Below are 20,959 nucleotides of genomic sequence, written 5' to 3' on the forward strand. Positions count from 1 at the left end.
AGTCCTAGTCTCGCTAAGGCTTGCTGTAAAGACGTAACTGATAGAAATTTCTCATAAAACACCTCGTCAGTCTGAACGGTGAAGAACGAACCAGATGCAGAATCTACTTTCCGAGTGTTATGTTACTCAAGTGGTTATGGGATTTTTTAGAATGCTGGGTTTTAGGTTTCTAGTCTCACCATGGTTTTCTTGAATCAAGTTTATAAGTATTAAAACAACCAAGAGCAGCCCTCAGGCTGCTCTTTTGTGCTTGGAGTTTATTATTCAGGGCTACTCATCTGAGGCGTACCCATGTACGCCAAGCTCTGCGCCATCTAAATAGGCTTTACCATCCTTCATGATCAACCGCTCGTCTACCAGCCACTTAGCCACCATAGGGTAGATTCGGTGCTCCTGCGCCTGAACACGTGCCGCAAGTACACTAGCATCATCGTCTTCGAACACAGGAACTTTTGCTTGCAGTATGACAGGGCCACCATCAAGCTCTTCCGTTACAAAGTGCACACTCGTACCATGTTCTTTATCGCCAGCATCAATTGCTCTCTGGTGTGTGTGTAGCCCAGGATATTTTGGTAGAAGAGAAGGGTGGATATTGATCATCTTACCCATGTAATGAGAAACAAATGCGCTGCTCAGAATGCGCATGTAACCAGCAAGAATAATCACGTCTGGTTGGTATTCATCTATTTGACTCATTAGCTCTGCATCAAAGCTTTCACGCGAGCTGAATGCTTTAGGGTCGACAAAGTGACCGTCCACATCAAACTTTTTTGCACGTTCTAAACCAAAAGCATCTGCTTTGTTAGAGAACACGGCTGCCACTCGTGCGTTTGGCATGCTGTCTTCGCAAGCTTCCAAGATAGCTTGCAGGTTACTTCCGTTACCCGAGATGAGGACCACAATGTTTTTTAGGGTATGGTTTTTCATGATGTCGAGAGCGCCTTGGTATTGTAGGTTGGAGTTATGTAGCTTCTAAACTACCTACTAATAGAATGGTTTTTAGTGTTCTAGATAGCAAAATGAGGACCTAGTCATCTAGTGTCCCCATTCTTCTTATCTTTTGAGCTCGATTTGCAAATTATTGGATTTCAACTTGCTCTTCGTTCGCGTCTGCTTGTGCGATTTGACCAATCACCCACGCGTTTTCGCCTTCTTCTTTAAGAAGAGCAACTGCTGCATCTGCCTGGTCTTTCGGTAGTGCGACGATTAGACCTACACCACAGTTGAATGTGCGGTACATTTCGTGTGTGTCGACGTTGCCTTTCTCTTGTAGCCACTTGAAGATAACTGGCCATTCCCAACTGTTACCATCGATAACTGCTTTCGTGCCTTCAGGCAGTACGCGTGGGATGTTTTCCCAGAAACCACCACCAGTGATATGAGAAATCGCATGGATGTCGTGTTTCTCAATCATCTTAAGTGCTGACTTGATGTAAATTTTTGTTGGTTCTAGTAGGTGCTCACCAATAGTGCGGCCTGCTAGCTCTTCGCTCTTATCTGCACCAGATACTTCTAGGATCTTACGGATAAGGGAGTAACCGTTTGAGTGTGGGCCGCTTGAGCCAACAGCGATAAGTGCATCACCAGCAGCGACTTTCGTGCCGTCAATCACGTCTTCTTTTTCTACTACGCCAACACAGAAACCAGCTACGTCGTAGTCTTCGCCTTCATACATGCCCGGCATCTCCGCAGTTTCGCCACCAATTAGGGCACAACCTGCTTGAACACACCCTTCTGCGATACCTGAAACAACATCCGCTGCGGTATCAACGTCTAGTTTGCCTGTTGCATAGTAATCTAGGAAAAACAGTGGCTCTGCGCCTTGCACGATAAGATCATTTACACACATTGCCACTAGGTCGATGCCGATCGTGTCGTGCTTGTTCATATCCAGTGCTAGGCGAAGTTTTGTGCCAACGCCATCAGTACCGGAAACCAGTACAGGTTGTTTGTATTTAGTTGGCAATTCGCATAGCGCGCCAAAACCACCGATACCACCCATAACTTCAGGGCGACGAGTACGTTTTACCGCACCCTTAATACGATCCACAAGCGCGTTGCCTGCATCAATATCTACACCAGCGTCTTTATAGCTAAGAGAAGAGTTGTTACCACTCACAGGGAAGTCCTCGGTATTAAGTTGGATATGAAAACGGCGCTATTCTAACAGTGCTTAAACATAGATGGCAAACGTTTGCGTCTGTTTTTTTCTTTAGTGATTTATCCTGATATCCCTGTGAAAATCATGTATAATCTGAAGGTTTGTTTAAATATTGCCAACTATAGCCGGAGATGGACATGAAAGTTGTTGAAGTAAAGCACCCTCTAGTAAAACATAAAATTGGTCTAATGAGAGAAGGTGACATCAGCACAAAACGTTTTCGTGAGTTAGCGACTGAGGTCGGTAGCCTACTTACTTACGAAGCAACGTCAGACTTTGAAACAGAAAAAGTGACCATTGATGGTTGGAACGGTCCGGTAGAAGTAGACCAGATTAAAGGTAAAAAAGTAACCGTAGTGCCAATCCTACGTGCAGGTCTAGGCATGATGGATGGAGTTCTTGAGCACATGCCAAGCGCACGTATCAGTGTTGTGGGTATTTACCGTGATGAAGAAACGCTTGAGCCAGTTCCTTACTTCAACAAGCTTGCTTCAAACATCGAGGAGCGTATTGCGCTTGTTGTTGACCCAATGCTTGCAACAGGTGGTTCTATGATTGCTACTATCGATCTCCTAAAAGAGAAAGGTTGTAACCAAATCAAAGTGCTGGTACTTGTTGCTGCACCAGAAGGTATTGAAGCGCTAGAAAAAGCACACCCAGATGTTGAGCTATACACTGCGGCAATCGATGAGAAGCTTAATGACAAAGGCTACATCGTTCCGGGTCTAGGCGATGCAGGTGATAAGATCTTCGGTACTAAGTAATTCTTTGATGTATTACTATGACTGAACAGAAAAAGGCTTGGTGAAAACCAAGCCTTTTTTGTATCTACAAGAGGAGAAGAGTAAGACACGCCACCTAATAAAGCGGCGCAAACGAACTATTTCGCGCTTTCTTCTTCCATTTGTGCGTTATCCACAACGTGGTTTTCACCTAAATCGTTTGGTAGCACAAGGTTAAGAATAATTGCCACGATACCGCATAGGCTCACACCTTGTAGACTGAACTCACCAATACCGAAAGCCATACCACCAATGCCAAACACAAGTGTTACGGCAACAATCACTAGGTTACGAGACTTATGTAAATCAACGTTATTCTTGATCAGTGTGTTGAGGCCTACCGTTGCGATGGAGCCGAACAGCAGAATCATGATGCCGCCCATAACAGGAACTGGAATCGTTTGAAGAACCGCACCTAGCTTACCTACCAATGCAAGTACGATTGCGGTGATTGCTGCCCAAGTCATGATCACAGGGTTAAATGCTTTGGTTAGCATTACCGCTCCTGTTACTTCACTGTAAGTGGTGTTTGGTGGAGCACCCACCATCGAAGCTGCGATAGTTGCCACCCCGTCACCTGCGATTGTGCGGTGAAGGCCTGGTTTTTTCAGGTAGTTTTTACCTGTAACGTTTGAGATAGCAAGCATGTCACCTACGTGCTCAACCGCAGGTGCGATAGCGACAGGAATCATGAACAAAATTGCGTTGATATTGAACTCTGGCGCGGTGAAGTTTGGCATGGCTAGCCAAGCCGCTTGTTCTACGGGAGTGAAATCAACCACACCGTAGAATAGAGAAACAGAGTAACCAGCAAGAATACCACCAACAATAGGAACTAGCTTCAAAAAGCCTTTTGCAAAAACGCTGAGTACAATGGTTGTGAGCAGTGAGACCGCCGAGATAATGATCGCAGCATCACCATTAACTAGCTGTGCAGCTCCATCACCAGTTTTACCTACCGCCATGTTCACTGCCGTTGGGGCAAGGCCAAGGCCGATAACCATGATCACAGGGCCAACGACAACGGGCGGGAGAATTTTATGGATAAATCCAACACCACGCACTTTGATCATCGCCCCTAGAGCCATATAAACTAAGCCCGCTGCCATCAAGCCGCCCATCGTTGCACCGATACCCCAAGTTTGGATACCGAACATAATAGGAGCAATAAACGCAAAAGAAGAGGCAAGGAAGATGGGAACAGAACGTTTAGTCATTAATTGGAAGAGGAGAGTACCGACACCGGCACCAAAGAGGGCTACGTTTGGATCAAGGCCAGTTAGGAGCGGCACAAGCACCAAAGCACCAAAAGCGACAAAGAGCATTTGAGCGCCTTGTAACGCGTTTTTCATAATAATTCCCTATTTTCAAGATACGCAGACAAATCCGGCGAATACTATCATCCTGCAATCGTTTGCAATGTTGCATAGATCAAACTTTCGATTGAATTTTTCCCATAAATAGCACTTTTGAGAGTTGCTTGCTTGCAAATTGTCCTCTTTTACGTGTCTTGCGTGAAGATGAAAAATGGACAGCCTAACTTGTTGAGATAGTTTAATAAGCAATGAGTTTATTATAAAAAATAGCACTGAAGTGCTGGTTGAGGCCCGAGTTAACAAAGCTGGTCATAATACAGACAATTTACTCAGTACTTACCTTGCTCAAGATTTGATAGTTGCTTATTATTCGGGTTCTTGTTCAGAGGATTATAAAAACTATGCGCTATTTAGCTCTCTTACTGATAGGTTGGTTGTCCCTACCAGTATATGCATTAACTCAGGTGGATATCTATCGTGCCGAAGTGGTTATCGACAGTGAGCAGAACGACGGTGAGTCTTTGGCTCGTCAACAAGGTATGCAGGATGTGATTGTTCGAGCGACCGGTTCTCAATCCTCTTTAAGCAATCCAGTGATTAAAAAGGCACTCAGCTCAAGTGCGCGTTACATTTCTCAACTGAGCTATGGGCAGGTTGATGGAAAAGCGAGCCTAAAAATGTTGTTTAACAACGACCAAATCAGCTCTCTTTTAACACAAGCACAATTGCCATCTTGGTCGCCAAATCGTGCCAATATTTTAGTTTGGATGGTTGAAGAACGGGGTTACGATCGTAACATTGTGTGGGAACATTCTGAATCTTCAAATGTTGCAGCACTTCGTAGCGCAGCGAAATTAAGAGGCCTACCAATCACTATCCCGGTTGGGGATTTTGATGATGTGACCGGTGTTAATGTCTCTGATCTTTGGGGCGGCTTTATTGAGCCAATTGGTCAAGCCAGCCAGCGCTACCCAGCTGACGCCGTTTTGGTTGTACGAGCTCAAGGTGAACAAATTCGTTGGACACTCTACGACCAGTCGCCAACGAGAATTGTAGAAGCGCAACGTTCTCCGCGTAGCGGGTCTGCATCAGGTGCTAATGCTATTGCAGAAATGGTGGATGGCATCGCAGACTACTATGCAAGTAAGAGTGCAGTTGTGGTTTCAGGAAAGTCTTCAAAAGCGCTAGCAGTGAAAGTCCTTAATGTAACCTCTGCAACGGACTTCTTCCGTTTAGAGAATGCGTTAAAACAACTTAATTCGGTTGCGGGTACAGAGATTAAGCGTGTTCAAGGGGACGAGTTAACGCTCAACATCCACCTTTTGGCATCACAACAAGCTTTTGAGAAAGAAGCTTCTTCTATTTCTCAATTAATGGTTTTTGAAGATCCTTTAGGTGAAGTTGATGCCCCAGCTTCAACTCAAGAAGAAGAGCCATTGGTTCAGAGTAATGAAGCAAAAGACGCCGCGACGCCAAAAGAAGCGCAGCCTGAAGTACCAGTAGATATTGTGGCAGAAGCAAGTGACGAAACACAGCCAACTCAGCCTATGATTGTGGAGCCTGTCCGAGAACAGTATGACTTGATCTACGAGTGGCGCTCGGCATCGTAATCGCCTTGGTAGCGTTCCAGGCGTGAAACGCAAGGATCAAAGACCAATGTGGTAAGCATAAAAAAGAGTCGCAATAGCGACTCTTTTTGTTTTCTAAATTCGTATTCGAACCAATGATCAGTGATTGACTGCAATTGGCGTTATTTATTGAATTTCGCTTTTTCTTCTTTTTCTACTTGAGAGAGGCGTTTCAACTTAAGACCTAGCTCTTTGCCTCTCGCTCTAGCAAACAAAATATTGCCAGCGAAACCGAGTGAAGTCAGTATCAGTTCCACTGCCGCAAGCCAGCGTTCACCCCCATCCACATAAAGGATGGTCAGCGCATGCAAGAAATACAGCATAAGAACAAAGTTAGCCCAAGCATGAGTGTAAGGCTTACCAGCTAAAATACCAGGCAACGGAAGTAGTAGCGGAATACACCAAGCAATAGCAAGTGTTGTGCTGCTGAGGTGAGGGTGAGGGGATAACGCAAGCTGCCAAATAGCGACCCAGGCTAATAAGGCTAAGTTGCCAAATAAAGCCAGGTAACGATAGGTTTTAGCCTGTGTACCGAGTGGTGTTTGGTCTAAAGAGTCAGACATCGATTAACTATCCTTGATTTTACTAACAGACTTTTAGTTTTAACGCTGCAGTTGCCAGCCTTTTGCCTAATTGTTGTGCCAGGCGAATCTCTTCACTGCTTAGGGTTGCCTCATGGCCTACACTGCTGGCGCCATACGGAGTGCCTCCGGACTGCGTAGTGTGTAACTCTGGCTCGGAATAAGGAATGCCCAAAACCATCATCCCGTGATGCAATAAAGGGGTCATCATGCTTTGTAACGTTGTTTCTTGACCACCATGCATCGAGGACGAAGAGGTAAAGACACAAGCAGGCTTATCGATTAAGTCACCACTGACCCATAAAGATGTAGTCTGATCCCAGAAGTGCTTTAAAGGCGCAGCCATGTTGCCAAACCAGACGGGACTGCCAAACGCTAGACCGTCGCACGTTTTCAGTTCCTCTAGAGTAACAATTGGATCAGAAGGGGAGTGTGAGTGAGGTGACAATTCTTCAACTGTACGCAAAATTGCTTGGCATTGAGGAGTCGATTCGACTCCTCTTGCTATTTGTCTTGCCAGTTGTTTTGTCGAGCCATGACGGCTGAAATACAAAATAAGGATCTGGCAATCCATTTATAAAATATCCAACACTTGCTCTGGTGGGCGGCCAATTTTTGCTTTGCCGTTAGCAACGACTACCGGACGCTCAAACAACTTTGGATTTTTCGCCATTGCTTCGAATAATTGCTCATCGCTGACGGAGTCTTCGCCTAAGCCAAGCTCTTTATATTCACTTTCTTTAGTGCGCATCATTTCACGTACAGATGAAAAGCCAAGCTGGGCGTACAGCGCTTTTAGTTCATCCACGTTAAGTGGTGTGTCTAGGTATTTGACGACTTCCGGTGTAACACCATTTTGCTCAAGCAGTTCAAGTGTTTGACGGCTCTTTGAGCAACGAGGGTTGTGATAAATCACGACTGACATGGTTTTCTCCATTTCGTTATTGTAATGCCATGAATCGATCTCTTTGGATCATGAGTTGGTCAATACGGGCATCGTATCGAGCTTGCTCTAAGCTGCCCAACTTGGCCATTTTACTTGCTTCACTATAATATTGAATCGCTTTATTCCAGTTTGCTCGCAACGCCAAAATTTCCGCTCGCGCAGCCAACTCTTCATCACTACGTCCTAGCGCGTGGTAGCTCTTCGATATTAGGTGCCAGCCATTTGTATCTTCAGGATAGTCATGAGTGTATCTTTGAAGAACTCGCGTGGCTTGATCGTTTTTATTGTCCTCAAGTAGCGCATTGGCGTAGTTAATGGTCAATACTTTATTTTGAGGGTTACGAGATAACGCTTTGCGGAGCATCTCGGTTGCTTTTTCTGGCTGCTTCTTCTCGATGTATAAATCCGTCATAGCGTCCAAGTAAAACGGGTTACTTGGGTCTTGTTCCAGTAACTTTTTCAAAATTGGTTCCGCTTGAGATAAGCGTTTATTGTCTAAATGCACGAGTGCTCGACCATAATCAAAAGCAGGTGTAATGTCCGCAGAGGCTTTCTTTTGGGTTCTCTCAAACCAGCTCAGGGCGGCTTGTCCATCAATGCCAGCGTAACGAGCCACAATGCGCGCGCGAGCTAGATGATAGTCTATTGAAGGCACAACACGCATTGGAGGATAGGTTCTTGCTCGCGCACGGCTATCGGTAATTCGATCTTCAGGCAGAGGGTGAGTCAGGAGCATTGGTGGCGGTTTACTCGCGTAACGATACTCATCAGCAAGACGGCCAAAAAACCTTGGCATTGCTTGAGCATCAAAACCGGCTTTTGCTAGTGTCGAAATACCAAAGCGATCCGCTTCTTTTTCGTTTGCACGAGTGTAGTTGATTTGACTTTGCATATTGCCCGCGGTTGCTGCTGTAATTGCAGCCATCCCCGCTTCGGGTGAGGCAATTGAAAGCAGTAGTGCCCCCGCAAGTGCGGCTAATGTGGCCGGAGAGCGGCGTGCTTGTTCTTCCATACTCCGAGCAAGATGACGTTGTGTGACGTGCGCTATCTCGTGAGCGACAACAGAGGCCAGCTCACTTTCTGAACGAGCATGAAGAAACAACCCAGAATGCAGCGCTACATAGCCACCAAAAAACGCGAACGCGTTGATATTACGGTCGCGAATCATAAAGAAGTGGAACGGCGTTTTTACATCATTCGCATTGGCCACTAATTTGTGCCCAAGAGAGTCAATATATTCATTGATGACAGGGTCATTAACGATAGGTTTACTGGCTCTGAGCATACGCATATAGGCGTCGCCATAAATCAACTCTTGGTCTATTGAAAGCGTGCCACCAGCAGCTGTGCCAATGTCTGGCAAGTCAATGCTATTGGCATAAGTTGTCGGCGAACTGATGGCAGCAGCAAGACATAAGCAAACTAGCGAGCGAGTGCGTTTTAACATACGTTTAAAAGGTTCTCCAAAATACATAAGCATGTGGTTACAGGTCGGAGCCTATTAACAGCGCCACATACGTTTTGGTTATCCGTGAGGATATAAGCTAACAGTAAGACCGGAAATAAATGAATTGGTTTCGTAAATTATTTTACATCCGAGCTATTTCAGCATGTGGTTAAATCATGTCAGAAGTGCTAGCACCAGCTCAAAAAGCCGTTACAATACAACCCTATCATAAGTGCAGAGCAATACAATGGAATCCATGTTACTTGATTTGCGTGAGCAACGTTGTCCTATGGCACTGTTACTTGCAAAGCGTCATGCTGCTGAGGTCTTTCAAGGAGAAGCAAAGCAGTATCATCAACTTGTCATTCAAGTGGTGGACAACAGCTCTAAACGAGACATTGTGAACTATCTTAGTGCCCAAGGGTACTCTGTTGATTGCCAATCTACATCAGAGCACTACACATTGACTGTCTTCAATAAGGAATCCTCATAAGATGTTTGAAATGGTTAGTCGTTGGTATAAACGACGTTTCTCTGACCCTCACGCAGTAAGTCTCGTCGCGATCTTGCTGTTTGGCTTTATCACCATTTACTTCTTTGGACACTTGATTGCGCCATTACTTGTCGCGATCGTTTTGGCTTATCTACTTGAATGGCCAGTTGTCAAAATGTGTCGTATGGGCGTGCCGCGCACTTTGTCGGTTATTATCGTGATCTTGGTCTTTGTCGGGTTAATGTTAATTGCGTTGTTTGGCTTGGTTCCGACGATTTGGACTCAGGTCGGTAATCTAATTAACGATATTCCGAACATGTACAACGGGCTACAAAAGTTTATTGTCACATTGCCAGAGCGCCATCCTGAACTAGCCAATTTAGAAATAGTAGAAACCGTGGTGACGAACGCCAAAAACCAAGCACTGGGTCTGGGTGAAAGTGTCGTCAAAGGGTCGCTTGCTTCATTAGTTAGCATTGCAACGCTAGCGGTATATTTGATCTTAGTGCCACTCCTTATCTTCTTTTTGCTTAAAGACAAAGAAGAAATGCTGCGAATCGCAAGCGGTATTCTGCCGAAAAACCGTAAATTGGCGAATAAAGTTTGGCATGAAATGAACGAGCAGATATCAAATTACATTCGCGGTAAAGTGTTAGAGATTTTAATCGTGGGCGGTGTGAGCTACGTAACTTTTGCCCTTTTAGATCTTCGTTACTCGGCGTTGCTTGCCGTAGCCGTTGGTCTATCGGTTTTGATTCCTTATATCGGTGCGGCGGCTGTTACTGTACCTGTTGCTATCGTTGGTTTGTTCCAATGGGGTTTAACGCCTCCGTTTTATTGGTTGTTGCTTGCTTACGGTATTATCCAGGCGCTTGATGGTAACGTCTTGGTTCCTGTTCTGTTTTCCGAGGCAGTAAACTTACACCCAGTTGCTATCATTGTGGCTGTATTAGTCTTTGGTGGGCTCTGGGGCTTTTGGGGGGTGTTCTTCGCCATTCCTTTAGCGACATTAGTCAAAGCCGTATGGCATGCATTACCAAGCACGGAAGAAAACGAACCTGTCGAACAAGAGTAGTTGTTACCAAAGGTACGATGGTTAAAAGAAAGCCCAGCAGTTTGCTGGGCTTTTTGTTTGTAGAAAAACAATAGCGTTTAAGCGTTTTCGTTTAAGTAGTTTAATACGACTTCGTGGTGATCTTTGGTTTTGAACTTGTTGAACACATGTTCGATCACGCCTTCTTCATTGATCAGAAAGCTAATGCGGTGAAGACCGTCGTATACTTTGCCCATGAATTTCTTTTCGCCCCAAACGCCGAACTGGTCAGCAACGGCATGGTCTTCATCAGAAAGCAGAGTGAAGTTTAAATCATCGCGCTCGATGAACTTGCCTAGGCGCTTTACAGGGTCGATGCTTACGCCGAGTACCACCACGTTATGTGCATCGAGTTCAGCTTTGATGTCACGAAGGCCTTTTGCTTGTGTAGTACAACCCGGCGTCATCGCCTTAGGGTAAAAGTAGAAAAGTACTTTCTTGCCTTTAAAGTCTTCAAGAGAAACGGTATTTCCGTCTTGGTCGAGCAAAGAGAAGGCTGGCGCTGGCGAGCCTGCTGTCAGCGTATTCATTTTGATTTCCTTTACTTTATAGTGTGTTTTTAATGAAATTCAGAGAACCTTGTACGTTGAGCGACTTACAAAGTTCATCGAAGTCTTCTTGTAACTGCATCAAATTAAAATCCGCGCTTACAGATGCAGTAATCGCAATGTGAAACTGGTCAGAATCGAGTTGAATTTTCGACTTGCTGATGGTTTGCGCGCTAAGAGAGTCTAAACCAATCTGCTGATCAGCGAAGAACTTAGTAAATTTTTCAGTTAACCCAGGGCGGTCTTCAGACTCAATAAACACTTCCATGGTGTAGCTGTTATCGAGCAGTTCGTGCGCCGCTGTGCGTTTCATGATCGTAATAAGGTCATGTTCTTGGCCAAGCAGGGGCAATTGTGTTTCAACTCGAGTCACGCTGCTGGCGTTCCCAGTCAGGAGCATGATCAGCGTAAATTCGCTGCCAAAGATAGCGATACGGCTATCGACTATGTTACAACCAGCTTGAGTAACGAGCTGTACGACTTGGTTACAAATGCCTGGACGGTCCGTTCCAACTGCTGTAAGTACCAGATGTTGCTTCATAAATGAGCTTCTTGTCCTTTCTTCAATAGAGAGATGTTAGCACAGATATTGCGAAGAAATATCGAGCCAGTTCTTTTTTAGTCCATAAAAAAGCAGTCGGAGCTTGAGGGGAGTGGTGGGAAATAAACAGTAAATGCAGGCTATAGGATAAACAAAACGTTTGCATGATGTGCTTGCCTATTGTCTGGCCGTTTTATTCACTTAGATCTGACTTGGCTAACAAGACCAAAGAGTATATTTTCCTTGCTTGTGCTCTTCAGTATTTTCCAAATCACTGATAGATTCTAAAGTCACTCGAAAGCCCAACACGATTATCAATATTGCCGTTAATCAAACCAAATAGAGCAATTAAGTTGCTAGACCTCTAACAACTGATAATTATTCATTCATTTGTACTTTGTAAGCGAGTTTACGCTCTTGTGTTTTTCAATCGCATTACAGTACCATGCAGAAAGAGTTAAATGAGGGAGATAAACATGTTTTCAGGAAGTATCGTAGCGCTGATTACGCCATTCAAAGCAGATGGCGAAGTAGACTTTGACGGTCTGCAAAAGCTAGTAGAGTACCACGTTGAAGCGGGTACAGACGGTATTGTGGCAGTAGGCACAACAGGTGAGTCAGCGACACTGACCATTGAAGAGCATGTGAAGGTCGTTAATAAAACTGTTGAGTTTGCCGACGGTCGCATCCCTGTGATTGCTGGCACGGGTGCAAATGCAACCCATGAGGCAGTAACATTTAGCAAATTACTGGCTGATTCTGGTATTGCTGGCTTCCTGAGTGTGACACCGTATTACAACAAACCAACTCAAGAGGGTTTGTTTCTACATTACAAGGCAATTGCCGAAGCGAGTGATGTGCCTCTAATTTTGTACAACGTACCAGGCCGTACTGCTGTTGATATGCAGCCAGAAACAGTGGCACGCTTGTCAAAGCTTGATAATATCGTAGCTCTAAAAGATGCAACGGGCGATTTGGAACGAATTGCAATTCATCGTGAACTTTGTGGCGAAGATTTTATCTTACTAAGTGGCGATGATGCGACAGGGCTGGATTTTGTGAAACTTGGTGGCAATGGTGTTATCTCGGTAACGAACAATATTGCAGCTAAAGACATGGCAGACATGTTCCATTTGGCAAGTGAAGGTAAGTACGAAGAAGCAGAAGCGATTAACCAACGCTTGATGACTCTACACAAAAACCTTTTCATCGAAGCAAGCCCTATCCCAGTAAAATGGGCAGCGCAAAAGCTTGGTTTGATTGAAGAAGGTGGTTTGCGTCTTCCTTTAACTACGCTTTCTGAAAAATCGCAGCCGATCGTCGAGCAGGCGCTAACAGACGCCCATATTTATTAAGATTGAGCTATTAAGATTGAGTTACTAGGATTGAAGTTCATACTGGGGGCCAAAGCGCCCTCGGTGTTTTAGGAGTATAGATGAAGCTTTCAAGCCAGTTAGTGTTAAGTTCATTAGCTGTATTCGTATTGACTGCCTGTTCAGGTGGTGCCAATCAACGTCGTCAAGCAAAAGATGACTTCGAGTATTTGAACTCCCCAAATTTGGGTGAGTGGAATGTCCCACAGGGTGCACAGCCTCAGTTTTACCCTAACTACGAGATCCCTCAGGGTAACTACGCTGGTGGTGTCGGTAAAGATGTCGACATTCGTCCACCTCAACAAGTCCTAGAGCTTATTCCCGGTGCACGTCTAGACCGCAGTAGTGATGGTGAAGTGACACTTTGGCTACTTCGTAAAGATGAACTAGATAAAGTTTGGCAAACGGTGCAAAACATGGTCGCGGCTAACGAGATTCCAGTTGAAAGCCAAACAGACTCTCGCATCGAGACAGGATGGGTGACTTGGGATTCGCCAGATGAAGAGCTAGAAATTGGCAGCCGATATGAAATCGTACGCGCTGAAGCAAATGGTCGACACGGCTTTAAGGTGAGCCTTATTGACTGGCGTGAAGGCAATCAAGTGAAAGAAGTAACGGCGACCAACCGTGAGCGCTACAATGTGTTCATGACGAACTTGGTCACCGCTCGCTACGATCAAGAAGTGCGTGAAGAAGCACAGCGTAAAGCGCAAGAGTTGGTTAAACAGATCCCAATCACAATGGGTAAAGACCGCAGCGGACTTCCAGTGATTATCGCGCGTGCGCAATACAACATGCTTTGGCAACGTCTGCCTAATATTCTACCTAAGATGGGCTTTAAGATTGAAGAGCGTAGCCAGTCTCAGGGCACAATCACTGCGAAATATGCATCTCCGGATGATGAATTCTGGAACGATATCGGCGTTAAACCAGTGGAGTTAGCCGCTGGTAAGTACACATTCTTACTTGGTGATTTAGGCAACCGTACGTCTATCAATATCACCGACTCCTCTGGCAAGCCAGTAGAAGAAGAGTTTTTGAAATCACTAGCGCCTGTATTGGCTGCAACAGTGAAGCAGTAAACAAAGCGAGCTTAACGCGGCGTGTTTACTTAATGATAGAAAAGGGACCTAGTGGTCCCTTTTTTGATGTTTAGATTAAATGTGTCGAGATGAAGCTGGTGAGTAACTAACGAGGCTCGTTTTTGTTTTTATCTTCTTCAGCGTAGCGCTGTTTATCCAATGTGTTCAGCTTATCTAAATCGTTCTTACGGCTTTTATCCATCTGACCAAACTTCATTTTTGCGGTATATTTGAGTGCGGTAATATTACCAATGACCACGCTCAACACTACAATAATAATGACCCAAGGATTGGTTAGTATTTCTATCATAGAGCCTCCGGCGGCGTGATATTGTGAATAAATTTGGCAACGACGTTATCCAAATTATTCAGTATGACGTCAATCCCTGCAATGTTGTCGGTCTGATTTTGTTTAATCAACTGGCTTCTGAGTACATCAAGCGTCAACTGCTCGAGGCATTGCTGCCCGACAGCGCGGTGACTAATGTGCCAAGGCTCAATCGAAACGCCACCTAAATCATGCTGATAAGGGAAGAAGAAACCGAACCGACCAAGGTTGGCTTTTAACCATTGGTAGAACGCCTGCTGGTGGCCTTCAAGATACTCCCAAGGTTCCAACTTGAGTTTGGTGTCAGCAGGCAATAAATTGCGCGCATAGACATCAAAATCACAACCCCAATGATGACGACTTCCTCCGGGCAATGCCGACCAGCGCAAAATGGCCATCAATTTCTCTTCGTCATTTAACTCTGCTTTATTCAAAGGGCGGGAGTTGATGTCGAGAATTGGCAACTCACCAGAAAACTTCCCGTTCCAGATGGCTTTTTGGCGATTAAAGTCACGAAAACCACTGGCGATTTCCATTTTGAAACCTGCTTCTGTTGCCGCTTCAATCATCTTTAGCAGATCGTCAGCCACTTCAGGGTGGAGTAGGAACGCTTTTTGATCCACTAAAGTGGATTGAAGATGGGAATCAGTGATTCCGGTGAGTTGCTCTGGTGTCATTGTGTTCTCGCTGATTACTTCGCCAATAGGTGTTTCAACGTGTTTTCGTACATGTCCGTCAACTTTTCAAGATCGTCGACTTTCACACACTCGTTCACTTTATGAATCGTAGCGTTAACAGGGCCTAACTCTACGACTTGACCTCCCATTCGAGCAATAAAACGACCATCAGACGTACCGCCAGTTGTAAGTAGCGCTGGCTTCGTATCATTGACTTCGGCCACAGCAGCTACAACTGCGTCTAGCAGTGCGCCCGTATCGGTCAGGAATGGGTCACCGTTGAATGTCCATTTTAGGTCGTAGTCCAGCCCATGCTTGTGCAATGTTTCGGTAACACGCTGAACAATTGCGTCATTGTTAAGCTCAGTACTAAAACGTAGGTTGAACTGAACATGGAACTCGCCAGGAATAACATTAGACGCACCAGTGCCAGCCGATACATTCGGGATCTGGAAACTGGTCGGTGGGAAGTAATCATTCCCTTTGTCCCATTCTGTCGTCGCGAGTTCATGAATCGCGAGTAGAGACTCGTGCACTGGATTGCTGGCTAGGTGAGGGTAGGCCACGTGACCTTGTGTTCCTTTTACCGTTAAATCACCAGTGATGGATCCACGGCGTCCATTTTTCACTACATCGCCAACCACGTCGGTGCTGGATGGTTCACCAACAATACACATGTCGATGTTCTCACCACGTTCCATCAACGTTTCTACAACGCGAACGGTACCATTGATAAATGGCCCTTCTTCATCTGACGTAATCAAAAAGCCAATTGAGCCTTTGTGGTCTGGGTTTTCTTCAATGAAGCGTTCGACAGCAACGACCATAGCAGCTAGCGACCCTTTCATGTCAGCTGCGCCGCGGCCATGCAAGTAACCATCAATAATGGTCGGTTCAAACGGATGTGTATTCCAGTGTTCCAATTTGCCAGCTGGTACCACATCGGTGTGGCCAGCAAACGCAAATAGCGGCGCTTCTGAACCACGTCGAGCCCAGAAGTTCGTGGTGTCTTCAAATACCATCACTTCAATTTCAAACCCGAGTGCTTTTAAGCGCTCGATCATCAAATCCTGACAACCTGCGTCTTCCGGCGTTACGGACTGTCTACTGATCAGATCTTTAGCAAGTGCCAATACTGGACTGTCTGTCATCCTTGAGTATTCCTTTATTTAAGAGTTGAAAATGCTAGCGTATTGATCAGCTTTAAAACCGATATGAAGTTGATCATTCACTTTTAAAATTGGGCGTTTAATCATCGCAGGGTTTTCTACCAAAAGAGCGATGGCGTTTTCCTCGTTAAGTGTGTCTTTCTGCTCTTGCGCTAATTGGCGGTAGGTTGTGCCACGTTTATTGAGCACCTGTTCCCAACCTAAAGCGCGACAAAATTCACTTACCATTTCTGCATCAATGCCTTGCTTACGGTAGTCATGGAAGTCGTAAGCAATATCCTCGGCTTCTAACCATTTCTTGGCTTTTTTGATCGTATCGCAGTTGGGAATACCAAACATGGTAATCGACATAGTGTTTCCTTTTTCTTTGTTCTATTTTTCACTGGCGCGGTTAAGACGCACTTAAGTGATTTGGGCTGTTAAAGCATCCTATCAAGAAGCAATCAAACTGACAAAATGCGGTGGAAAATATTTTCAGATAGATTGAGATAACTAATGTCACATAACTTATTTACGATGAATGCGCTATAAATCGAATAAAAATTCGTCTAAATCAAATGGAAAAGTCGAGTTATTGATCAAACGCAACACCTCGCTGAGCAAAAACGAAATAATGAATCAGCACAATTTTAGGAGGTGTCAATGGAATTGAGTCCTGTTTTTGCAAGGCGGCTATATTTGGCCTTGTTGGTGGAAAACCTAGAAAGGCCGAATGTGCCAAAGTTGATCGAAAAAACGGGGTGGCCTCGTCGTACTATTCAAGATGTACTCAAGGCGTTACCTGGGATCGGCATTGAACTCATATTCGTTCAAGATGGCCGACGTCATAATGACGGCTATTATCAACTTTCAGATTGGGGGCCTTTTGATAGCCAATGGGTTCTAGAGCGGGAGAGAGATATCGCTAGCAGTCTTGGATTTCGTGCATAAGCCAGCAATTGCTGGCTTTTTTCATATTCAGGCCTCATCCATTGCAGCGGTAGGCTGAACCCAGCACGCTAAATGAAGTGATAAAATCTTGTGGGGAAACCATAAAAACGGTGTCCGCATCGATAGCCGCTGCATTGTTTTTTAAATCGTTCATCGCGCCTTGCATCATCGCGTCATTAGTCATGAAAATGTAGTTATACCAATGGCCTTCACTTCCGGTGACTTCGCCTTTGTATTCGCATCGCTCAGGGTTGAATTGCGCGTCAATGCGAATATGAACATCTTGACTTTGAGCATGAGTAAGGTGAGAAGGCATCGTGCAACCCGTTAGAAGCACGACAAAAAGTCCAAGTAACAGGCGTTTCATTAGCTATTTCCCCAATACTATGTAAGCAGCAAAGCCAATCCAGCTCAGAACAAGTAGTGTCCAAGGCAGTTTGCTTGATGAATGGTTTGGCGCATCGTCGGTGATATTGTCTTGTTCGATAATCTCTTCATGCCGACGTTGTTTTTCACGTTGCTGTTTTTTCTTCGCTTTATCGGCTTGGCGGTTGCGCTCTTTTTGTTGTTTCTTATATTGCGCGATGCCTTTTTCGATACCTTGAGCGATAAGCTTGGTTTGCTCTTTGGTTTGCCCCGGTTTCTGCGTGGATTTGGCAATTCTCATCGCTTCGGCTTGAGTTTCTTGAGAAGGCGCTGGGGTAGCTGGAGTTCTTTTTTTCATGTTTCTCATCAACGTCGCTGTAAATCTTTGTTTAGTTTACCTGTGTAAGGTGCTGAAATGAACTTCAGTTCTCATCTTTGTTGGCTTGCAACTCTGAAACGATAGGTTAAAGTGACGTTTTTATCACATAAAGAAGAAGATGTTGTGCGCTATTCGTTTGACCAATATGACGCTCATGGATTTTTAAAGGCGCCGATCATTTTATGGGTGGGATGGATGTTTCTTGTGCGTTCATGGGTGGTGTTTGCCATGGCTGGTGTAAGTCGTGATAGTGGCAGCAAGCTACTCGCTATTGTTTACCCAGATTCAAGTACGTTGTATTTAGGTTTGGCGATGGGCATTCCAAGTTTGCTTCTTATGTGGTTAATGGGGCTTCGTCATCCCGACAGAGGATGGGTAAACAGAATTACTCGCTATGGTCGCGAGATCACTTTGATCTTGTGCGGTATTCAACTTGCTCAGACCATGTATCATGTGTACCTAGAACATGGAGTGTTTAATTGGGCAAACGCCCTTACCATTACCTTATTAGCTTGGTTTATGATCTATCTTCTAAATGGAAGATGGGTAAAAGACTGTTTTCATGTGCCACAATTGGCGCACGATGAACAGCAGCATTCAAAGAATTAAAAACAATAACTTCCCACTCTGGGGCAAAGTAATAGAGGAAACCTCAATGTCACAAGCTCAAACGGCGATCGTGCCAGAAGCCGGGCCATTTGCACTGTACACTCAACTCAAAGTGAACCAAAACCGTGAAAACGTATTAGAAAAACTGAAAGCACTGCCAAAGTTGGTGGAAGAGTTAAACATTACCCAGCCGGGTGCAGCGCTGACGCTTTCTATCGCATTCACAAAATCGTTTTGGGAACACCTTAATGTAGACGCGCCAGAAGAGCTTATTGATTTTACTCAACTTGGCGAAGGTGACATCGTTGCTCCAGCAACAGACGTAGATGTACTGATTCACTGTCACTCGACTCGTCACGACTTGCATTTTTACGTGTTGCGTAAGTTCCTAGAAGAGACGGCACAAGATGTCACCATTGTGGACGAAACATATGGGTACCGTTACCTTGATGCTCGTGATATGACAGACTTCATTGATGGCACAGAAAACCCGAAAGGGGAGGCTCGCGCTGATGTGGCTCTAGTAAAAGAGGGCCCATTTGCTGGAGGCAGTTATGTTATGGCTCAGCGCTTTGAACATAACCTTGCCGCTTGGAATCGATTGAATGTCAAAGCGCAAGAAAAAGTGATTGGTCGTACCAAGCTAGACTCTATCGAGCTAGAAGACGTTCCTGCTGCATCACACGTTGGTCGCGTTGATATCAAAGAAGAAGGTAAAGGTTTGAAGATTGTTCGCCACAGCTTACCATACGGGACGGTGACCGGTGCTCACGGTCTGTTGTTCATTTCTTACTGCAATGCACTTCATAACATCAAAGTGATGCTAGAAAGTATGTACGGCGTAACAGATGGTAAAACAGACCAAATGCTTCGTTTCACAAAAGCGGTAACAGGTGCTTACTTTTTCGCGCCTTCGCAAGAAATGCTCGCGGAGCTAGCCATCAAGTAAGTTCTCAGACTTCATTTCTTAAGCCCTCCAATGGAGGGCTTTTGTTTTCTATTTCTATTCCAATCTCTTTTCAAAAAACACTAAACTTTTCTGTTACTTGGTCGATAAGTACTCAAAGCCTTAATTTTAGGACTCTTTATTCGTGGCGATCACCGTTAATACCAATGTTGCAGCACTTGTCGCACAGCGTCATTTGACCAGTGCAACTGACATGCTGAACCAATCCATGGAGCGTTTGTCTTCAGGGAAACGTATTAACAGCGCAAAAGATGACGCGGCGGGTCTGCAAATCTCCAACCGTCTACAATCGCAAATGCGTGGTTTGGATGTCGCGGTACGTAACGCGAATGACGGCATTTCTATAATGCAAACCGCCGAAGGGGCGATGAATGAAGTGACTAACATTATGCAACGTATGCGTGATTTGTCGCTTCAATCAGCTAACGGTTCAAACAGCAAAGCGGAGCGCACTGCACTGCAAGAAGAAGTCTCTGCTTTAAATGATGAGTTAAGTCGTATTGCAGAAACGACCTCCTTTGGCGGACGTAAATTGCTGAATGGCACATTCGGTACATCGTCTTTTCAAATCGGTGCAACGGCTGGTGAAGCGGTACAAATTGGCCTGCGGACCATGCAGCCGGAATCTTTAGGTAGCTTTTCAATGAGCTCATATCAAAGAGTCAGTTCAGATTGGACGGTTCAAAACGGAAATAATGAAATTGTTATCAGCTACCGTGATAACAATTTTGAAGAGCAGGAGATCCGTATTGAAGCTAAAGCTGGCGACGATATAGAAGAACTCGCGACTTACATTAATGGGCAAACCGATAAAGTGAAAGCGTCTGTTAATGAAGAGGGGCAACTGCAGTTACTCATGTCCCACAAGGACGCCATAAAATACCCTGGACCAACCTTCAGTGGTGGCCTGGCTGATGAGTTAGAACTTGGCAAGTATGTCACCGTAAATAGAACGGTAGATAGTATTGATATTAGCACGGTCGGTGGCGCTCAGATGGCGGTCGGCATTTTAGATGATGCTTTGAAAACGGTAGATGGCAGTCGTGCGGAGTTAGGCGCGTATCAAAACCGCTTTAATCACGCGATCAATAATCTCGATAACATCCACGAAAACTTAGCCGCTTCCAACAGTCGTATCCAAGACACTGACTATGCCAAAGAAACTACGCAAATGGTGAAGCAGCAGATTTTACAACAGGTCAGTACTTCTATTCTGGCGCAAGCAAAACAAGCGCCAAACCTAGCATTGACCTTGCTTGGCTGATGAACGGCCTTGCCCGAATTTAACGTAAAACCTGCCTGTATCGACAATTCGAAAAGAAGCTTTAGCGAAAAATGAAAGTTTTTTTGCTTTTTTATCCGCTTTGTCACGATTACCCCTCCAAACGAATTATTTTCAAAAAAATCCAAAATTTTCTCTAAAGAAAACAGGGCATGCGCCGTTAATAAAAGTAACTTTGAGAGAACTACTTGGTTTTCCGAGACGTCGGAAACCGCTACACCGGAAAATCAATTGGAGAAATCACCATGGCAGTGAATGTAA

At 45.0% G+C, this 20,959-nt stretch carries 25 protein-coding genes; 10 read left to right on the forward strand and 15 right to left on the reverse strand.

The window, feature by feature from the left end; translation table 11 throughout:
• Positions 1-270 precede the first annotated feature (270 nt).
• Positions 271-927 carry a phosphoribosylglycinamide formyltransferase gene (gene purN, locus R7E42_RS13535; protein WP_005394347.1) on the reverse strand — a complete coding sequence of 219 codons (657 nt, stop codon included), beginning with the start codon at positions 925-927 and terminating at the stop codon, positions 271-273.
• A gap of 151 nt (positions 928-1,078) precedes the next feature.
• Positions 1,079-2,119, reverse strand: coding sequence for a phosphoribosylformylglycinamidine cyclo-ligase (purM, locus tag R7E42_RS13540; protein ID WP_005389861.1), 1,041 nt, complete (start codon positions 2,117-2,119; stop codon positions 1,079-1,081).
• 179 nt (positions 2,120-2,298) lie between these two features.
• Here purM and upp point away from each other — a divergent pair, with 179 nt between their 5' ends.
• Entirely contained in the window at positions 2,299-2,925 is a 627-nt protein-coding gene (gene upp / locus R7E42_RS13545) for a uracil phosphoribosyltransferase (protein ID WP_005380401.1), read from the forward strand.
• A gap of 116 nt (positions 2,926-3,041) precedes the next feature.
• Here the strand turns inward: upp and R7E42_RS13550 are convergent, their stop codons facing one another.
• Positions 3,042-4,295: a uracil-xanthine permease family protein gene (locus tag R7E42_RS13550; RefSeq protein ID WP_318072750.1), complete on the reverse strand. Its 1,254-nt coding sequence runs from the start codon at positions 4,293-4,295 to the stop codon at positions 3,042-3,044.
• A 365-nt stretch (positions 4,296-4,660) separates the two neighbouring features.
• Here R7E42_RS13550 and R7E42_RS13555 point away from each other — a divergent pair, with 365 nt between their 5' ends.
• Entirely contained in the window at positions 4,661-5,869 is a 1,209-nt protein-coding gene (locus R7E42_RS13555) for a DUF2066 domain-containing protein (RefSeq protein WP_318072751.1), read from the forward strand.
• Positions 5,870-6,009: 140 nt separating this feature from the next.
• Here the strand turns inward: R7E42_RS13555 and R7E42_RS13560 are convergent, their stop codons facing one another.
• The 4 genes from R7E42_RS13560 to R7E42_RS13575 are packed head-to-tail and all read right to left on the reverse strand — an operon-like array spanning position 6,010 to position 8,861.
• Positions 6,010-6,450 carry a DUF2069 domain-containing protein gene (locus R7E42_RS13560; protein WP_005380407.1) on the reverse strand — a complete coding sequence of 147 codons (441 nt, stop codon included), beginning with the start codon at positions 6,448-6,450 and terminating at the stop codon, positions 6,010-6,012.
• A 22-nt stretch (positions 6,451-6,472) separates the two neighbouring features.
• Entirely contained in the window at positions 6,473-7,042 is a 570-nt protein-coding gene (wrbA, locus tag R7E42_RS13565; protein WP_005380409.1) for an NAD(P)H:quinone oxidoreductase, read from the reverse strand.
• Positions 7,043-7,393, reverse strand: a complete 351-nt coding sequence (gene arsC / locus R7E42_RS13570; protein WP_005380410.1) for an arsenate reductase (glutaredoxin) — start codon at positions 7,391-7,393, stop codon at positions 7,043-7,045.
• A 16-nt stretch (positions 7,394-7,409) separates the two neighbouring features.
• The gene (locus R7E42_RS13575) at positions 7,410-8,861 is read right to left on the reverse strand and encodes a tetratricopeptide repeat protein (protein WP_258480733.1); all 1,452 of its coding nucleotides are present in this window, start codon (positions 8,859-8,861) and stop codon (positions 7,410-7,412) included.
• A 256-nt stretch (positions 8,862-9,117) separates the two neighbouring features.
• Between R7E42_RS13575 and R7E42_RS13580 the strand changes: the two genes are divergently transcribed.
• Together R7E42_RS13580 and R7E42_RS13585 are read left to right on the forward strand one after the other, a co-directional pair.
• Complete coding sequence (locus R7E42_RS13580; RefSeq protein ID WP_165439040.1) at positions 9,118-9,354, forward strand: sulfurtransferase TusA family protein; 237 nt, start codon at positions 9,118-9,120, stop codon at positions 9,352-9,354.
• Between the two features lies 1 nt (position 9,355).
• Positions 9,356-10,429, forward strand: a complete 1,074-nt coding sequence (locus R7E42_RS13585) for an AI-2E family transporter (protein ID WP_005389843.1) — start codon at positions 9,356-9,358, stop codon at positions 10,427-10,429.
• Between the two features lie 77 nt (positions 10,430-10,506).
• On the opposite strand, the gene bcp is transcribed toward R7E42_RS13585, so the two are convergent.
• Positions 10,507-10,977: a thioredoxin-dependent thiol peroxidase gene (gene bcp, locus R7E42_RS13590; RefSeq protein ID WP_005380418.1), complete on the reverse strand. Its 471-nt coding sequence runs from the start codon at positions 10,975-10,977 to the stop codon at positions 10,507-10,509.
• Between the two features lie 16 nt (positions 10,978-10,993).
• Positions 10,994-11,536, reverse strand: a complete 543-nt coding sequence (locus tag R7E42_RS13595; protein WP_005380420.1) for a glycine cleavage system protein R — start codon at positions 11,534-11,536, stop codon at positions 10,994-10,996.
• A gap of 476 nt (positions 11,537-12,012) precedes the next feature.
• On the opposite strand from R7E42_RS13595, the gene dapA reads away from it, so the two are divergent.
• Both dapA and bamC read left to right on the forward strand, forming a co-directional pair.
• Positions 12,013-12,891 carry a 4-hydroxy-tetrahydrodipicolinate synthase gene (gene dapA, locus R7E42_RS13600; RefSeq protein WP_005380422.1) on the forward strand — a complete coding sequence of 293 codons (879 nt, stop codon included), beginning with the start codon at positions 12,013-12,015 and terminating at the stop codon, positions 12,889-12,891.
• Between the two features lie 80 nt (positions 12,892-12,971).
• Positions 12,972-13,991 carry an outer membrane protein assembly factor BamC gene (gene bamC, locus R7E42_RS13605; RefSeq protein WP_005380424.1) on the forward strand — a complete coding sequence of 340 codons (1,020 nt, stop codon included), beginning with the start codon at positions 12,972-12,974 and terminating at the stop codon, positions 13,989-13,991.
• Between the two features lie 106 nt (positions 13,992-14,097).
• On the opposite strand, the gene R7E42_RS13610 is transcribed toward bamC, so the two are convergent.
• The 4 genes from R7E42_RS13610 to R7E42_RS13625 are packed head-to-tail and all read right to left on the reverse strand — an operon-like array spanning position 14,098 to position 16,516.
• Positions 14,098-14,301 carry a DUF2897 family protein gene (locus R7E42_RS13610; RefSeq protein WP_318072752.1) on the reverse strand — a complete coding sequence of 68 codons (204 nt, stop codon included), beginning with the start codon at positions 14,299-14,301 and terminating at the stop codon, positions 14,098-14,100.
• Positions 14,298-14,996 (reverse strand): M15 family metallopeptidase, encoded by a 699-nt coding sequence (locus tag R7E42_RS13615; RefSeq protein ID WP_137282301.1) that lies wholly within the window; start codon positions 14,994-14,996, stop codon positions 14,298-14,300. The genes R7E42_RS13610 and R7E42_RS13615 overlap by 4 nt, the downstream gene beginning before the upstream one ends.
• Before the next feature lie 14 nt (positions 14,997-15,010).
• Complete coding sequence (gene dapE, locus R7E42_RS13620; RefSeq protein WP_213901520.1) at positions 15,011-16,147, reverse strand: succinyl-diaminopimelate desuccinylase; 1,137 nt, start codon at positions 16,145-16,147, stop codon at positions 15,011-15,013.
• Positions 16,148-16,165: 18 nt separating this feature from the next.
• Entirely contained in the window at positions 16,166-16,516 is a 351-nt protein-coding gene (locus tag R7E42_RS13625) for an ArsC family reductase (RefSeq protein WP_005380431.1), read from the reverse strand.
• A gap of 291 nt (positions 16,517-16,807) precedes the next feature.
• Here R7E42_RS13625 and R7E42_RS13630 point away from each other — a divergent pair, with 291 nt between their 5' ends.
• Positions 16,808-17,095 (forward strand): winged helix-turn-helix domain-containing protein, encoded by a 288-nt coding sequence (locus tag R7E42_RS13630; RefSeq protein WP_005380433.1) that lies wholly within the window; start codon positions 16,808-16,810, stop codon positions 17,093-17,095.
• Between the two features lie 34 nt (positions 17,096-17,129).
• On the opposite strand, the gene R7E42_RS13635 is transcribed toward R7E42_RS13630, so the two are convergent.
• Entirely contained in the window at positions 17,130-17,462 is a 333-nt protein-coding gene (locus R7E42_RS13635) for a DUF4156 domain-containing protein (protein ID WP_025768262.1), read from the reverse strand.
• Between the two features lie 3 nt (positions 17,463-17,465).
• On the reverse strand, positions 17,466-17,819 hold the full coding sequence (locus R7E42_RS13640) for a DUF2956 domain-containing protein (RefSeq protein ID WP_318072753.1): 354 nt from the start codon (positions 17,817-17,819) through the stop codon (positions 17,466-17,468).
• A gap of 144 nt (positions 17,820-17,963) precedes the next feature.
• Here R7E42_RS13640 and R7E42_RS13645 point away from each other — a divergent pair, with 144 nt between their 5' ends.
• From R7E42_RS13645 to R7E42_RS13655, 3 genes are all read left to right on the forward strand, one after another.
• Positions 17,964-18,449, forward strand: coding sequence for a DUF2919 domain-containing protein (locus R7E42_RS13645; RefSeq protein ID WP_025768263.1), 486 nt, complete (start codon positions 17,964-17,966; stop codon positions 18,447-18,449).
• Positions 18,450-18,495: 46 nt separating this feature from the next.
• Positions 18,496-19,398, forward strand: coding sequence for a Dyp-type peroxidase (locus R7E42_RS13650; protein WP_318072754.1), 903 nt, complete (start codon positions 18,496-18,498; stop codon positions 19,396-19,398).
• A 142-nt stretch (positions 19,399-19,540) separates the two neighbouring features.
• Positions 19,541-20,680, forward strand: a complete 1,140-nt coding sequence (locus tag R7E42_RS13655; RefSeq protein WP_005380443.1) for a flagellin — start codon at positions 19,541-19,543, stop codon at positions 20,678-20,680.
• The last annotated feature ends 279 nt before the right edge of the window (positions 20,681-20,959 follow it).

Source organism: Vibrio sp. Vb1337, from assembly GCF_033338715.1.
In the GTDB taxonomy this organism is placed as follows: domain Bacteria; phylum Pseudomonadota; class Gammaproteobacteria; order Enterobacterales; family Vibrionaceae; genus Vibrio; species Vibrio alginolyticus.